This is a genomic window from Edaphobacter sp. 12200R-103 (genome assembly GCF_010093025.1).
GTDB lineage: Bacteria > Acidobacteriota > Terriglobia > Terriglobales > Acidobacteriaceae > Edaphobacter.
The window spans coordinates 2,025,987-2,039,241 of the sequence record NZ_CP048114.1 but is presented as its reverse complement, the minus strand read 5'-3'; the positions used below and the strand labels follow the sequence as shown (position 1 = coordinate 2,039,241).

At 58.9% G+C, this 13,255-nt stretch carries 10 protein-coding genes, 1 tRNA gene and 1 pseudogene; 7 read left to right on the top strand and 5 right to left on the bottom strand.

Annotated features, from left to right (window positions below; translation table 11 throughout):
• Positions 1 to 153 precede the first annotated feature (153 nt).
• The gene (locus GWR55_RS08510; RefSeq protein WP_162401886.1) at positions 154 to 1,935 is read right to left on the bottom strand and encodes a mismatch repair protein; all 1,782 of its coding nucleotides are present in this window, start codon (positions 1,933 to 1,935) and stop codon (positions 154 to 156) included.
• A gap of 80 nt (positions 1,936 to 2,015) precedes the next feature.
• Between GWR55_RS08510 and ispD the strand changes: the two genes are divergently transcribed.
• Both ispD and ispF read left to right on the top strand, forming a co-directional pair.
• On the top strand, positions 2,016 to 2,732 hold the full coding sequence (gene ispD, locus GWR55_RS08505; protein WP_162401885.1) for a 2-C-methyl-D-erythritol 4-phosphate cytidylyltransferase: 717 nt from the start codon (positions 2,016 to 2,018) through the stop codon (positions 2,730 to 2,732).
• Complete coding sequence (ispF, locus tag GWR55_RS08500; protein WP_162401884.1) at positions 2,729 to 3,346, top strand: 2-C-methyl-D-erythritol 2,4-cyclodiphosphate synthase; 618 nt, start codon at positions 2,729 to 2,731, stop codon at positions 3,344 to 3,346. The genes ispD and ispF overlap by 4 nt, the downstream gene beginning before the upstream one ends.
• Positions 3,347 to 3,404: 58 nt before the next feature.
• Here the strand turns inward: ispF and GWR55_RS08495 are convergent, their stop codons facing one another.
• Positions 3,405 to 4,073, bottom strand: a complete 669-nt coding sequence (locus GWR55_RS08495; RefSeq protein WP_162401883.1) for an O-methyltransferase — start codon at positions 4,071 to 4,073, stop codon at positions 3,405 to 3,407.
• 342 nt (positions 4,074 to 4,415) lie between these two features.
• Here GWR55_RS08495 and GWR55_RS08490 point away from each other — a divergent pair, with 342 nt between their 5' ends.
• The 4 genes from GWR55_RS08490 (at position 4,416) to GWR55_RS08475 (ending at position 7,299) form a co-directional block, all read left to right on the top strand.
• A complete protein-coding gene (locus tag GWR55_RS08490) occupies positions 4,416 to 5,723 on the top strand; it encodes a Xaa-Pro peptidase family protein (RefSeq protein ID WP_162401882.1) in 1,308 nt (435 codons plus the stop codon).
• Positions 5,724 to 5,862: 139 nt separating this feature from the next.
• Positions 5,863 to 6,873, top strand: a complete 1,011-nt coding sequence (fbp, locus tag GWR55_RS08485; RefSeq protein WP_238398724.1) for a class 1 fructose-bisphosphatase — start codon at positions 5,863 to 5,865, stop codon at positions 6,871 to 6,873.
• Complete coding sequence (locus tag GWR55_RS08480; RefSeq protein ID WP_238398723.1) at positions 6,870 to 7,142, top strand: hypothetical protein; 273 nt, start codon at positions 6,870 to 6,872, stop codon at positions 7,140 to 7,142. Before fbp ends, GWR55_RS08480 begins: the two co-directional genes overlap by 4 nt.
• 81 nt (positions 7,143 to 7,223) lie before the next feature.
• A tRNA-Ala gene (locus GWR55_RS08475) sits at positions 7,224 to 7,299 on the top strand.
• A gap of 208 nt (positions 7,300 to 7,507) precedes the next feature.
• Here the strand turns inward: GWR55_RS08475 and GWR55_RS19565 are convergent.
• Positions 7,508 to 7,618, bottom strand: a pseudogene (locus GWR55_RS19565) (hypothetical protein); the annotation flags it as partial.
• Between GWR55_RS19565 and GWR55_RS08465 the strand changes: the two are divergent.
• Positions 7,593 to 7,850 carry a hypothetical protein gene (locus GWR55_RS08465; RefSeq protein ID WP_162401880.1) on the top strand — a complete coding sequence of 86 codons (258 nt, stop codon included), beginning with the start codon at positions 7,593 to 7,595 and terminating at the stop codon, positions 7,848 to 7,850. The pseudogene GWR55_RS19565 and the gene GWR55_RS08465 overlap by 26 nt on opposite strands.
• Positions 7,851 to 8,484: 634 nt before the next feature.
• On the opposite strand, the gene GWR55_RS08460 is transcribed toward GWR55_RS08465, so the two are convergent.
• Positions 8,485 to 9,894 (bottom strand): sulfatase, encoded by a 1,410-nt coding sequence (locus GWR55_RS08460; protein WP_202925600.1) that lies wholly within the window; start codon positions 9,892 to 9,894, stop codon positions 8,485 to 8,487.
• Positions 9,895 to 9,906: 12 nt separating this feature from the next.
• On the bottom strand, positions 9,907 to 13,203 hold the full coding sequence (locus GWR55_RS08455) for a carboxypeptidase-like regulatory domain-containing protein (protein ID WP_162401879.1): 3,297 nt from the start codon (positions 13,201 to 13,203) through the stop codon (positions 9,907 to 9,909).
• Positions 13,204 to 13,255 lie beyond the last annotated feature (52 nt).

Sequence of the window (13,255 nt, the reverse complement as noted above, 5' to 3'; positions counted from 1 at the left end):
ATAGTCCAGAAAAGCTGTGCTGCAAACTGAAAAATGGATGAATACGTCTCGGCCGAAAGCGGGATGCTGGCCTCAGCCAACATCCCGCACCGCAGATCCTCCGACTTCGGCTGCGCCTTCGCTCAGGTTGACACGTTTTTTAAGAAAACTTATCTAGACATTGAGGCCGATGAGGCGCATCAGCTCGACTCCATTGCTGCGGGTTACCGGGCCGGAGCGGAGAATGTAGTCGAACTTCATCTTTCCGTCATCAATCTGATCCTGAAAGTGCATATTGTGCAGGAAGTCGCTTCGCAGCGCCGTCAGGGCGAGGTCGTGGGTGCTGATGAGGCCGATGGCATTGGTTTCGAGCAGCGCCCGAAGAATGCCTTCGGCCCCGATGAGCCTGTCGCGGGAGTTGGTTCCCTGGAGTAGCTCGTCGAGGAGAAAGAGCAGGGGCGGGTGCCCGGTCGCGAGATCGAGGATGTGGCGCAAGCGGGTGATCTCGGCGTAGAAGCGAGAGGCGCCCTTCTGCAGAGAGTCGTTGATGAGAATGCTGGCCCCGATGTGCAGGGGCGTGAGCTGGAGCGACTGGGCGCGGACGGGGGCTCCAGCCATGGCGAGGACGGTATTGATGCCGACGGACCGCATTAGAGTGCTCTTGCCGGACATGTTGGAGCCGCTGACGAGCACGACGCGTTGTTCGGAATCAAGCGAGAGATTGTTGCGGACGCAGCGTGAAGCAGGGATGAGGGGGTGGCCGATGTTCCGGGCCTGAAAGCAGGGAGGTCCGGAGACGAAGGTGGGCAGAGGGTCTTCCGGGTGCTCAAAGCTATAGGTCGTGAGTGAGAGCAGGGCTTCCATCTGGCCCAGTTCGGAGAGCCACGCCGGTACAGCCGCACCGAACTGGCGGCGCCAGGAGTCGGCGGCGAAGGCGACCTGAACGGAGTAGAGAAGGGGAATGTCGATCAGGCGCATCAGGGGATTCTCAAGCGACTGAATGTACTGTCCGATGGTGTCGAGTCGGGAGATGGCTTTCGACGCTGTGACCTGCCGGGTGGCTAGGCTGTTCTTGAGCTCCTGAAGGTACGGCGTCTTGAAGTCTTCGGCTTCTATGTGGGCCAGCAGCGAGGAGATGAGTTTGAGATCAGCCAGGGCGTGTTCGGTCTGGTGAAGGACGGTGTTGACGCGGGCGCGATGAGTGGCGACGACGCTCCCTTCGAGCAGGAGGACAAGGAAGAAGGGATACCGCAGGCCGGTGAAACTCCAATAGACGGCCGTCGCGACCATGAGGATGGAGAGAAACAATGAAAACCAACGAATGATCTGACTGGGGAGCTGGAGCGGGGATTGCGCCCAGGCTGTGAGCTGATCGGGATGGACGGCTGCCTCGAGGGATTCTCCGGAGACGGCCATGGCCTCACGAAAGTCGATCCGGTCGCGGAGGTCGGGGATGGCCTGGTGCCTCTGGCGAATAGCGTCGAGTGACGATGGGCGAAGGAGCCAGTCTGCCAAGGTGTCTTCACCCATGAGGGTGCGGGCTGCGGAGAGAAGCTGGAAAAGGCTTCCGTGGCCGAAGAGGTCGAGGTCGGAGGCGTAGAGATGCTCGGAGACATCGAAGCGCTCGCCGCGGGCACCCGTGCCCTGCCACTTGTCTTCGATCCGGGCGAGGCCGTGGCGGTAGAAATCGACGGCTCGCTGAGCGAGCGCTTGTCGCGCAAGGAGCTTTGCGTGGAAGGCAGCCACGGCTATGAAGAGAAGAACAGGCACGCCGAGCCACAGGGCCGAGAGGGTGTGTCCCGCAAGGTAGATCCACACAAGCGCGGCTAGCGCCGCCGCAAGGAGGAGGCGAAGGTAGCCGAGGCGGATGTGAATGGTTTCCAGGTGCCTGACGCGAAGCTCACGCGCCTGAAGCCGCTGCCGGTAGTGGTCGGAGGGAGAAGTGGGTTGCGGCACAGAGCTATTATTACTCGCTGAATACCAAGGGTTCGGGAGCGGGCGGGAAACGGCGCCATGATCTTGTATACTTCGCGTTTATGCGAGTTTTTGTCATTCTTCCGGCAGCGGGCATCGGTACACGGATGGCTGCCGGGTCTCATGCAGCTGCGCCGAAGCAGTTTCTGGCGATCGGCGGAGTTCCGGTTCTCGTGCGTTCGGTGAAGGCCTTTCTTGAGGTTGAGCGCGTGGATGCTGTATGCGTCGCTGTGCGGGGAACGGAACGCGAGCGCGTGACGCAGCAGATTCAGGAATATGGTCTTGGTCCCCGCGTGCATGTGGTCGAGGGCGGCGATTCGCGGCAGGAGTCCGTGAGTAACGCATTGGCCGGACTGCAATCGAGCGACGACGATCTTGTGCTGGTGCATGATGCGGTCAGACCGCTGATTGACGCTGCGACGATCGAGCGGACCATCGATGCCGTGGAGCGGCATGGGGCGGCGATTGTGGGACTGCCGGCGGTCGATACGATCAAGCAGGTGGAGCGCACGGCCGAAGGCGCGATCATTACGGCGACGATTCCGCGCGAACGCGTGGTGCTGGCGCAGACGCCGCAGGGTGCACGGGTTGGCCTGCTGCGGAAGGCGTTTGCAGAAGCAGAGGCCGATGGATTCGCAGGAACTGACGAAGCAAGCCTGCTGGAGCGAGCAGGGGTGGAGGTTGCGGTGGTGCCGGGATCGGCCAGGAATTTCAAGATTACGCAGCCGGGCGATATCGAGTTGGCTGAGTTCTATCTACAGCAGGCGGGTGCGCGATGAGCATGAGGATCGGGTACGGATTTGATTCGCATGCGTTCAAGCCGGGCGTGCCGCTGGTGATCGGCGGGCTGAAGATTGAGCATCCGGAGGGTCTGGCTGGTCACTCCGATGGCGATGTTTTGCTGCATGCCATCACCGATGCGTTGCTGGGAGCGGTATCTGCCGGCGATATTGGGACGTTCTTTCCTCCCAGCGATCCGCGGTGGAAGGGTGCGGCCTCGGATATCTTTCTGCAGACGGCGTTGGAAGAGGTAGCGACGGCAGGGTACAAGATCGTGAATGTCGATACAGTGCTGGTGATGGCCCGTCCGAAGATTGTTCCGATCGCCGGTGAGCTGCGCGAGCGCGTCGCCGAGCTGCTGGGAGTAAAGCCGGGAGAGGTTGGCATCAAGGCAAAGACCCCAGAAGGGCTGAACCAGGATGGTGTCGCCGTTGCGCACGCGACGGTGCTGCTGGAGAGTGTGAAGCTGGCGGATGCTCCGGTGAGAATGGCCGCCACTGCCGAGGTGGATGACGACATCGATGAGGTGGTGAAGGGCCTGGTGGGCGAGTCGAGGGATATCTCGGCACTGGGCCGGAAGCGAGCTCCCTTCAATACGGACGACCTTACTTAGCGCAAAGGGCCATCCTCGAGTCGAGTGAGGATGGCCCTTTGCGAATCCCATCTGCAAATTAAGATTTGACGATCGCTAACGCGAAGCCGTCGTAGCCCTTTACGCCGACGGTCTGGATGGCTGTGCCGTCGAGGCGTGGATGCCTGCCGAGTTTTTCAAGGAACTCGCGGGTTCCCCTGATATGCGGGTCTGGATTGCCGGGATCGACGATGGCTCCGTCGCGGATAACGTTGTCGGCGAGGATGAGTGTTCCGGGGCGGGAGAGCTTGACGGCCCAGTCCAGGTAGTTGGGGTTGTTGGGCTTGTCGGCGTCCAGGAAGATAAAGTCGAAGGGTGTGGGCTGCTCGGCATAAAGGGCGGCGAGGGAATCGAGCGCCGGGCCGACGCGGATGTCGACGAGCGCCGAGACGCCGGCACGGTCGAGGTTGGAGCGCGCTATGGTCGCGTGTTTCTGCTCCAGCTCGAGCGTGACCAGGCGACCATCAGAGGGAAGCGCTCGCGCAAGCCAGAGGGTAGAGTATCCGCCAAGCGTGCCGATCTCCAGAATGCGCCGCGCGCCCTGGATGCGGGCAAGGAGGTGAAGCATCTTGCCTTGATTGGGGGCGACGTCGATCGCAGGAAGGCCTGCGCAGGCGTTAGCTTCCAGCGCATCGTCCATGCTGTGGTCGGGTGGAAGGAGAGTCTCGGTGAGATAGCGGTCCACAGTGGTCCAGCGATTTTGATCCATAGAGGATGAGATTAAGGAAGTTGGGTGGGACAAGGCAAGTGACCTGGCAGCGAAGACCGGAGGACGCATCTTCTATGAGCAGGATCCAACGGACACTTCGCGATCTTAAGGAGATTGAGGAACAGGTAAGAAACCAGTACCAGGTGGTGTACAGGCCTACGCGGTTCAAGCCAGACGGCAGCTTTCACAAGATTCGAATTGAGGCGTCTGGCAGGGCTCTCATCGTACGCGTTCGCGAGAGTTATTACGCGCGGGGACGCGGTTCTGAGTCCCCTGTGGAATGGAGACCTCTGTGGAGATGGTTTTGCGCTCGTATTTGTGGCGATTGGATACAATCCGCACATGCCAAGCAGACGAAGCTTTCTATTCGCCGCATCAGCAGCAGTTGCGGCGCCGTCTTTGCCGATCGAGGCGCAGCATTCGTCCGGCTCCGGACGTGAGATGAAACAGCTTCCTCCGGCGATTGCGGCTCTTACAGACCGCCGCTCTGAGGCCGTGCCGATTAAGCTCGGAGAGCGTGAGCATCGCGTAGAGCGGGCGCGAGGGCTGCTGGTGAAGAACCGGCTTGATGCCTTGGTGATCTGCACAGGAACGTCTCTAACGTACTTTACAGGCCTGCGCTGGGGGCAGTCGGAGCGGTTCTTTGCGTGGGTTCTTCCGGCGAAGGGCAATCCGTTTGTGGTGTGTCCCGTATTTGAGGAAGGACGGGTTCGCGAGCGCATGGAGGCAAAAGCGGCGACCCTCCCGCAGGCTTCGGTGACGCGTGTCTATACGTGGAACGAGGACGACAGTCCTTACGCGCTGCTGGCTAAGGCCCTTAAAGAAGCAGGAATTGCGAACGGTCGTGTCGGCGTGGAGGAACGGACGCAGTTTGCCTTCGCTGACGGTATTGCCCACGCAAGTCCGACGCTGACGGTGGTGAGCGGAACTCCTGTAACCGCCGGCTGCCGCGCTGTGAAATCAACGGCCGAGCTGGCGCTGATGCGGTTGGCGAACGATAACACGCTGAAGGTTTACGAGGCGGCCTGGAAGTCGCTGGAACCGGGTATGACGAACCGTCACGTCACCGACCTGATCGGTGTCGGGTACGAGCGGACGGGATTTCCAGGGGATGCGTCGTGCCAGGTGGCGGAGTATTCCGCACTGCCGCACGGCTCTCTGCACCCGCAGGTGATTCAGGAGGGCCAGATCATTCTTCTGGACGACGGCTGCGTAGTGGAGGGATATCAGTCGGACATCTCGCGTTCTTTTGTGCTGGGCAAGGCTTCGGATAAGCAGAAGAAGGTCTTCGATATCGTCCACAAAGCACAGTCGGCTGCGTTGGCAGCTGGAAAGGCAGGGACTCCGTGCCACGCCGTTGATGATGCGGCCCGGAAGGTGATCTCGGACGCCGGGTTTGGTCCGGACTACAAGTACTTCACACATCGTCTGGGGCACGGTATAGGCATGGACGAGCATGAATGGCCTTATCTGGTAAGGGGGAACAGCCTGCCGCTGGAGTCGGGCATGACGTTTTCGGACGAGCCTGGAATCTATATCGTGGGCGAGTTTGGGATTCGGCTGGAGGACGACTGGGTGGTAACGCCCGACGGCGGAGATATGTTCACGCCGCAGAGTCCTTCCCTGGAGCAGCCATTCTCCAGGGCCTGAGCAGGCAGAAAATCTATACCGTAATTCGAATATCGGTGCGGTGTTTCGATATTCGCAAGCAGCCCTGGTTGAAGATCGATCTCTCAACGTAGGATGAAAGTTGACGATCCGGCGATCGCGAGGGCGCGACAGTATGGCAATGATTACGACAGTGCAGCAGCATATCCTTCAGCAGCAGCAGGCGTTGCTGAAGTCGACCGGCCGCGAGGCGACGGGGACCTTCAGCTGGCTGCTGAGCGGAATTACGCTGGCGACCAAGATGATCGAGGCGAAGATTCGCTCTGCCGGTCTGAGCGACGTTCTTGGAGCTGCGGGCGCGGAAAATGTCCAGGGAGAGCAGCAGCAGAAGCTGGACGTCTATGCGAATCAGGCAATGCTGCACTGTCTTGGCCTCCGCGATAGTGTAGCGGCATTGGTCAGCGAAGAGGATGAAGAGCCAGTTACCTTCAACCGCGATGCTGAGACGGGAAAGTACATCCTGGTCTTCGATCCGCTGGATGGGTCGAGCAACATCGACGTGAACGTGAATGTGGGCACGATCTTCAGCGTGCTGCGCCGAATGCCGGCGGAGCTGGGGACGCTGGAGGAATCGATACTGCAGCCGGGGTTCCGCCAGGTCGCAGCTGGATATGTAGTCTATGGGCCCTCGACGGTACTGGTCTACACGGCTGGCGCCGGAGTCTTCGGGTTCACGCTCGATCCAAAGATCGGCGCGTTTGTGCTGAGTAACGATCGCATGCAGATGCCGGAGCAGGGGAGCTACTACTCGGTGAATGAGGCCAATGCAGCGTCGTGGCCCGAGGAGTATCGGTCGTATGTGACGATGCTGCGCGAAGGCGGGTTGGGAACAACGTACAGCTCACGGTATATCGGCAGCCTGGTTGCGGATTTTCATCGCACGCTGCTGAAGGGGGGCGTTTTCCTGTATCCGCCAACCGACAAGCAGCCTAAAGGGAAACTGCGCCTGCTCTATGAGGCGAATCCGCTGGCGTTCATCGCGGAGCAGGCGGGAGGAATAGCGACCAACGGCGTCGACCGCATCCTGGATATCCGCCCGGCGGGCATTCATCAGCGAACGCCTTTCTGTGTTGGTGGCCGCCGCGAGATGGAGGCCCTCAAGGGCGTGGTGGCTGGAGCTTTGGCGTCGTGAAGTTCTCCACGGTCGTAGCAGACATTCGCGAAGAGGGCAGAACCGAAGGCCGTCAGCATTGGCAGGTACGGCTGGAGGCTAGTGGATTTACGGCAGGAGACAATGGCACCCTGGAAGCGGTCGCGCGCAGCGGAGCGAAGCTCTCGATTCCCATTCTTGGAGTCGTGGAAGACGGTGGTGAGATCTGGCTGCGGGTAGAAAAACCATTGATGGCTGGCACCCAAGTTACGGCATGTGTAGAATCTCGCGGCTACCTGGACAGGAATTGAGAGAAGGTCCGCTTCCTGATACACTCGAGAGGTCGTTCTGACCCAGGAAAAACCTGCAGCGGTGAGCCTGGAAATCCTTTTGGGGCTGTAGCTCAGTTGGGAGAGCGCCTCGTTCGCAACGAGGAGGTCAGCGGTTCGATCCCGCTCAGCTCCACCATAGAATCAAGCACATGCGGTTGGGGTACTGAACGCAAGGGCACATTTGTGTCGTTGTTTGTGTCGTAACCCTGCTTCATGCACCGACGATCACCAGAGCTCGATCGTTTAATCCCCAAAGAGTCGAGCGCTGCTCGCCTAGTTTGTAAACGGACGTGCGAATAATGTCGGAGCATCTTCGGCGAAACGTGGCCGGCTATAGACATCACAGTTGCATCGCTCGCCTGCGACTCCGCCAGCTCTGTGATGGCATGATGCCGGAAATCATGGAAGCGGAGGCCGTTCAATGGATTTGTGATCCCTGTCAGAGAGCTTTGCACGCTTGATTTGGATGACAGCTTTTACGCGATGTTCCATCTCATGGAAGCCGTAAAAGAAGTGGTTTTCCGAACCTTCTTCCCGATGATGAGTTCACTATCACAGGCAGCAACCCACCCCAAATCCATTTGGAGTGGGTTGGATGTGAATCCTGATCACCGTAGTCACGAAAAGAAGGATTGTGGTTCGCCGATTCCGATGGAACTATTGGATGAAGCCTTTGGCTTCGCGTGATTTGCAGCTTCTCGGGGCGCTGGAGATTGATGAGTCAAGTTATGAGAACGACCCTTTGGTGGAGGTGCGATCATCCAGATTGTCATTTCGAGTGGCAAGCGAGAAAGGCGATCGCCCCCGCACACTGTCCAAAGTGCTCTAGGAGAGCGTGGAAGAGTCCTGGACGAGCGCTCCGTCCTAAGAGGGCTCGTTCTCCGAAAAGTTTGAAAGCCCGTGATCTGTATGAGATCAGTTCATTCATCTGAAGATCGAGACGGGCGTCGTGAAGCGTGTACCCCCGGGGCCGGGGGGTGGGAAGCCTGATTGGGCAGACATCGTGTCCTCATTGTCCATGCCGAAATTTTTCGAAATTTCGACATTCTCGTATCTTATTATTTTTTCCGGCCCCGTACTGCATCTCGTAGGCGTAAAGGTGCTGTATCCATGTCAAATCGCTAGAGCTTCGTATCGTGCAAAAGAACTTCTCTGAGGGGCTCGCCAGTCCTACATAGCGAGGGGGACCTATCCGCAGCGGCAGTCGCTCTCGCCTCCGCACTTTCCAGGGTTTCCTTGTGAGTAGGTACTATGCACGCCTTCGAGAAGTCCATGAGCATCAGCGAGGGATCATGCGCCGTGTAATAAAGTTATGCCCAAATTAACGCAGAACTTTCGGAACATACTTCCCCAATCCTTTCGGAGAATCTGCGTCCTGCGGAACGACATGACCGTTGGCGACAAGAGATACTGGTCCTTTGAGAAGCGGATCGTTTGTCTCTCTCATCCAGTTATTCAGCCTACTTCGCAACTTCTCCAGCGTGGCCACGGTCTTTGGTTCGGAGTTGGACGCCAGGTTGTTCTGCTCATTAGGGTCGAAGACCAGATCGAACAGTTCCTCATGGGTCACGGAGGGAAGGCTCTTCCATCCTTTGTCCATCCAATAGGTTTTGCTATAGCCGTCGTCGCAGTTCGGCAGCACTACGGTCTGCCGGTCATCGAAGTGGCGTATGTACTTCCAACGCGCCGTGCGCACCGAGCGTTTCGGCTCGTATGCCGCGTGATAGGTCACTTCGGAGAAGACGGCATCATTTACCTCTTTGCTCGCGCCCGCAACCACTGGCAGAAAAGATTTCCCAGTGAGCCACTGAGGATGTTCGATGCCAAGATAGTCGCAGATCGTCGGAAAGACATCGATGTTCGACAGCAGTGAATCATTGACCTGCGGCTTCGAGAAGACGCCAGGCCCCCGCATGATGAGGGAGATCCCGGTGCCTGTATCTCGCAGATTGCACTTCATGTTTGGGAACGCGATTCCGTGATCGGTTGTGCTGATCACAAGAGTATTCTCTGCTACGCCTGCTGCCTCAAGAGCGTCGAGCACTTCGCCCACACCTTTATCCATGATGCGTGCGCTGGCGTGGAAGCCCGCCATATCGCGCCGAGTCGCGGGCACGTCGGGAAGCGGGCTCGGTGGCAGAATATAGTCCGGGTTGTCGACCGGCTCTGGAAACTCGCGATGCGTCTCAAAAAAACCCACGTCCAAGAAGAAGGGCTTGTCCGGTTTGCTGCGAATAAACTTCACCGCCGCCGGGGCCACATCCTTCGCGCTGATCGTCGCATGTGGAAGGATCTCGTCGTAGCCGATCACCGTCGGATCCTTCGCCACGTGCTGAATGCCTGCCAGTACCGTCACATAACCGTGGTCGCGGAGAGTGTGCACGATGTGCTGGTTATAGTCGTGCAGGCTCCATCCCAGATGCGCCAACCCCAGCATGCCTGCCTGATGTGGGGATTGCCCCGTCAGCAAAGCCGCACGGCTCGGCGAACAGGTTGGCGCTGCCGTATGCATGTTGCGAAACAGCGTTCCCTGCCGGGCAAGCCGGGCGAGATTCGGTGTAGGCACATTGTGACCATAAGGCCGCAGGTAGCGTCCCGAGTCGTGCGAATGCACATACACGATGTTGTATCTACGATCTGACGCGGGCTGGGCCTGCGATTGCCTTATGAACACTCCACTTGCTAGTGCAGCACCAGCCTGCAGGAATCCGCGGCGATTTGTATCCATCATTGTTCTCATCTCCTAGAAGGTGACCTTCAGGGCTACCTGTAGCACTCGCGGCGACTGCGTGCTGCTGATTACGCCAGCCGTCGTTGTACCGATGGTTGCATTTGGATTATTGAAATTAGCGTGGTTGAAGGTGTTGAAGGACTCACCGCGCAGATCGGCCCTGATCCGTTCCGTTACGACAAACTGGCGTTCCAGCGTGAGGTCCACGTTGAAGTAACCGGGACCCGTGAGAATGCCCGTGCCCGAGTTGCCGAAGCTGTAAAGAGCCGGGGCTGTGAAAGCCGCTGTATCGAAGTACCGCGAGGTCGTTCGTCCGCTCGCAAGCCTTCCCGAGCCGATACGATCCGGTCGCTGCGTTCCGCCCCCCGCGGAGTTCGAGACGTTGCTGCCATAGAACACCGTAAACGGCGAGCCCGAGTGCAAGGACCACACACCACTCAGGTTCCAGGGCCCTACAATCTGCGCCAGCGGCCCGTGCGAGAAATACTGCCTGTCCTTGCCGAATGGAAGCTCATACACATGGTTGAAGACGAAAGTGTGGCGAAAGTCATCCGGCGTGGGGCCCCAGTTGCAACGGATGCAGCTGTGATCCTGAATGTCTCCATTGCCACCGCCATTGGGGTTCCCCACATCCGAGAGGTACTTCGCATACGTGTAGGAAGCGCCGAAGTTCAGTCCCTTACTCGTACGCTTCTCCACGTGGACCTGCAGGCTGTTGTAGGACGCATCTCCCGCAGCCGTACGATACGCCACATTCACCAGGTTAGGGTTGATGGTGTAGTAAGGCCGCCGAGGATTCTGACCGCCCGTCCCGGGACGCGATTGATTAAGGTTCAGGCTGTTGATCAGCAGATGCTCGGATCGCGTACCCACGTAGCTGATATCGGCGATTACGTCCGGCCGGATCTCGCGCTGGACGCCCAGGCTGTACTGGAAGACTCCCGTCTGCCTTAGATTGACATCCCACGCCGTTGGGCTTCCTGTAGAGATCGCCGCCGTATCGTTGGGATCCGGAGCTACGGGCGTCGAAAATCCATCGCTCAGACGCGTTGCCGGAGCGCCTGCGCTGTCCGTCGTCGTTACCTGTGCGAAGTAGTACGGCAGGTTCTTGTACAACTGCGCGCCTCCCGCCAGCGTATCCACAAAGGACATGCCGAAGCCCGCACGCACCACTGTCTTCTTTTGCGCGTCCAATCCATACGCCAGCCCCACCCTTGGTGAAAAGGTGTTCAGGTCGAAGTTGCGCAGCCTGCGTCCGTTTCCATTAAGCCCCGCGACGCGAAGCAGCCCGCTGCTCACGTCGAAGTTCGCCCAGCGATTATGTACTTCATAGGGAGGCGCACTCACCTCGTACCGCGCGCCGTATTCAATCGTCAGCCGGTCGGTGGCACGCCACGAGTCCTGAATGTACGGAGCCAGCTGAAAGATCCGCATGCCAAACTCGCCGGTCAGGATATTGCGATTCGCAGCGTCGGTTGCGCCCAGCGCGAAGTCTGCCAATGACGTCGCTGCGCTGGTCGAGCCGATCTGACGCGTGAACTGTCCGTTGAAGTCATAGGTGCCGCGCACCGGGAAGGCCGAGAAGCCATTGAAGCGGTGCCTCAGGAAGAGGAAGCCCGCCTTGATCGTGTGTCGTCCTACGGTGTGAATGATGTCGCCGTCGTACTGGAACGTCGTGACATAGCTGTTCTCCGGATAGGTTGAGGTATCACCCAGCGGCGAGAAGTTCGCGATGGTAAAGCCAGGCAGGCCGCCGGACAGAGCGTTATAGTTGATACCCGGAATCCCCAATGCCGTCGCCGAGTCATAGGCGGCGCCAAGTGGCGTCACCTCGGCCCTCCAGCGCACGATGGCGGCATGCGCCTCCAGCAGTGTGGCGGGAGTAAAGACGTGCGAGTAGCCCAGCGTGCCGGATTGCGTACGCAGCGGCGTGCGCGTGCCCTTGCCTCCCGTGCCGATGTACGGCCCTACCGTTGCGACGCCGGAATCCGCTGTACGGATCGTTCCCGGCGTGATCTGCTCAGTTTGGTCGAACGAGTACTTGAAGAACAGGCGGTCGCTGGCATTGAGGTTCTGGTCGATACGCACATCGAACTGATCCGTGTCCTGCGTCAGCGCGGGTGCGATCGTATAGTTGTTGATTGCGTTCGAGTTAGTTGGATCAGGCAGCAGATCGACCAGCTTCACCGCTGCAGGATCGAGCAGCGAGGTCGGAATCTGGTTGTTGGAAAACGGAGTCCGCCTCGCCGCGCTTCCCGTCCCGGTCGCCGAGTAAGGGTTATAGATCTGCGTACCCAGGCCTGCAAAGTTTCCCGTCCGAACCATCTGGCGTTGAGCCAGCGTGGGAATGGTCGTCGTGCTGGTCTGCGGTGTCGACTGACGAATGCCCTGATAGTCACCGAAGAAGAAAGTGTTATTTCGCACGATCGGTCCACCGACGGTCGCACCAAAGGTGTTGCGGCGATACGGTGCGCGCTTGACACCGCTCTGCTTGGCAAAGTAGCTGTTGGCGTTCATCTGGTCGTTGCGCAGAAACTCCCACACGCTGCCGTGAATCTGGTTGCTGCCCGACTTGGTAGAAACCGTGGTGATCGCGCCTGCAGCCTCGCCGTACTCGGCGTTGAAGTTGCTCGTCATCACGCGATACTCCTGGATTGAATCGACCACCGGCACCATTACCAGCGTATTCAACCACAGGTTGCGATCGTAGATTCCATCAATCAGGTAGGAGTTGGCTGCTGCGATGGATCCATTCACGCTGAAATTCGCGCCGCCGCGGATCGAGTATGCGCTTCCCCCCTCAGCCAGATTCGAGGCCGAGCCCGTGTGCGCGCCCGGTGTCAGCAGTACAAGATCGGTGAAGTTTCTCGTCGCCAGCGGCAACGCCACCATCTGTTTGCTATCCACCAGCGATGACACCACTCCACTCTGCGACTGAATCAGCGATGCTGCTTCGTTGACCGTCACCGTCTCCGCATTGCTGCCCACCAGCAGCGTCAGGTCCACGTTTACTGTAGCTGCGCTGGGCAGAGTAATGTTCTCGCGCTCCAGCTTCTGGAAGCCGACCTTCTCCACCGCAATTCGATAGCTTCCGGCAGGCACCGATGCGGCCGTGTACTGCCCTTGCGCATTGGTAATAACCGTACGTTGAAAATCCGTCGCCGTGTTTACTAGTAAAACCGACGCATCCGGTACAACGGCGCCGGTAGAGTCCGAGACAATGCCCACCAGAGTAGAAGTTTGCTGCGCGTGCAGAGCATACGGCAACAACACAATCACCAGGAAAAAACGAACAAGACGAGATAACAAGAGAGGCCTCCTCGAGCCAAGGGCCAGACGCGTGTAGAGTCACGCGCGGGCA

What these genes read in the sequence shown, in the direction of transcription:
- ispD (WP_162401885.1), top strand. Translation starts at nt 2,016, where the DNA reads ATGCGAGTTTTTGTCATTCTTCCGGCAGCGGGCATCGGTACACGGATG.
- ispF (WP_162401884.1), top strand. Translation starts at nt 2,729, where the DNA reads ATGAGCATGAGGATCGGGTACGGATTTGATTCGCATGCGTTCAAGCCG.
- GWR55_RS08495 (WP_162401883.1), bottom strand. Translation starts at nt 4,073, where the DNA reads ATGGATCAAAATCGCTGGACCACTGTGGACCGCTATCTCACCGAGACT.
- GWR55_RS08490 (WP_162401882.1), top strand. Translation starts at nt 4,416, where the DNA reads ATGCCAAGCAGACGAAGCTTTCTATTCGCCGCATCAGCAGCAGTTGCG.
- fbp (WP_238398724.1), top strand. Translation starts at nt 5,863, where the DNA reads ATGATTACGACAGTGCAGCAGCATATCCTTCAGCAGCAGCAGGCGTTG.
- GWR55_RS08460 (WP_202925600.1), bottom strand. Translation starts at nt 9,894, where the DNA reads ATGATGGATACAAATCGCCGCGGATTCCTGCAGGCTGGTGCTGCACTA.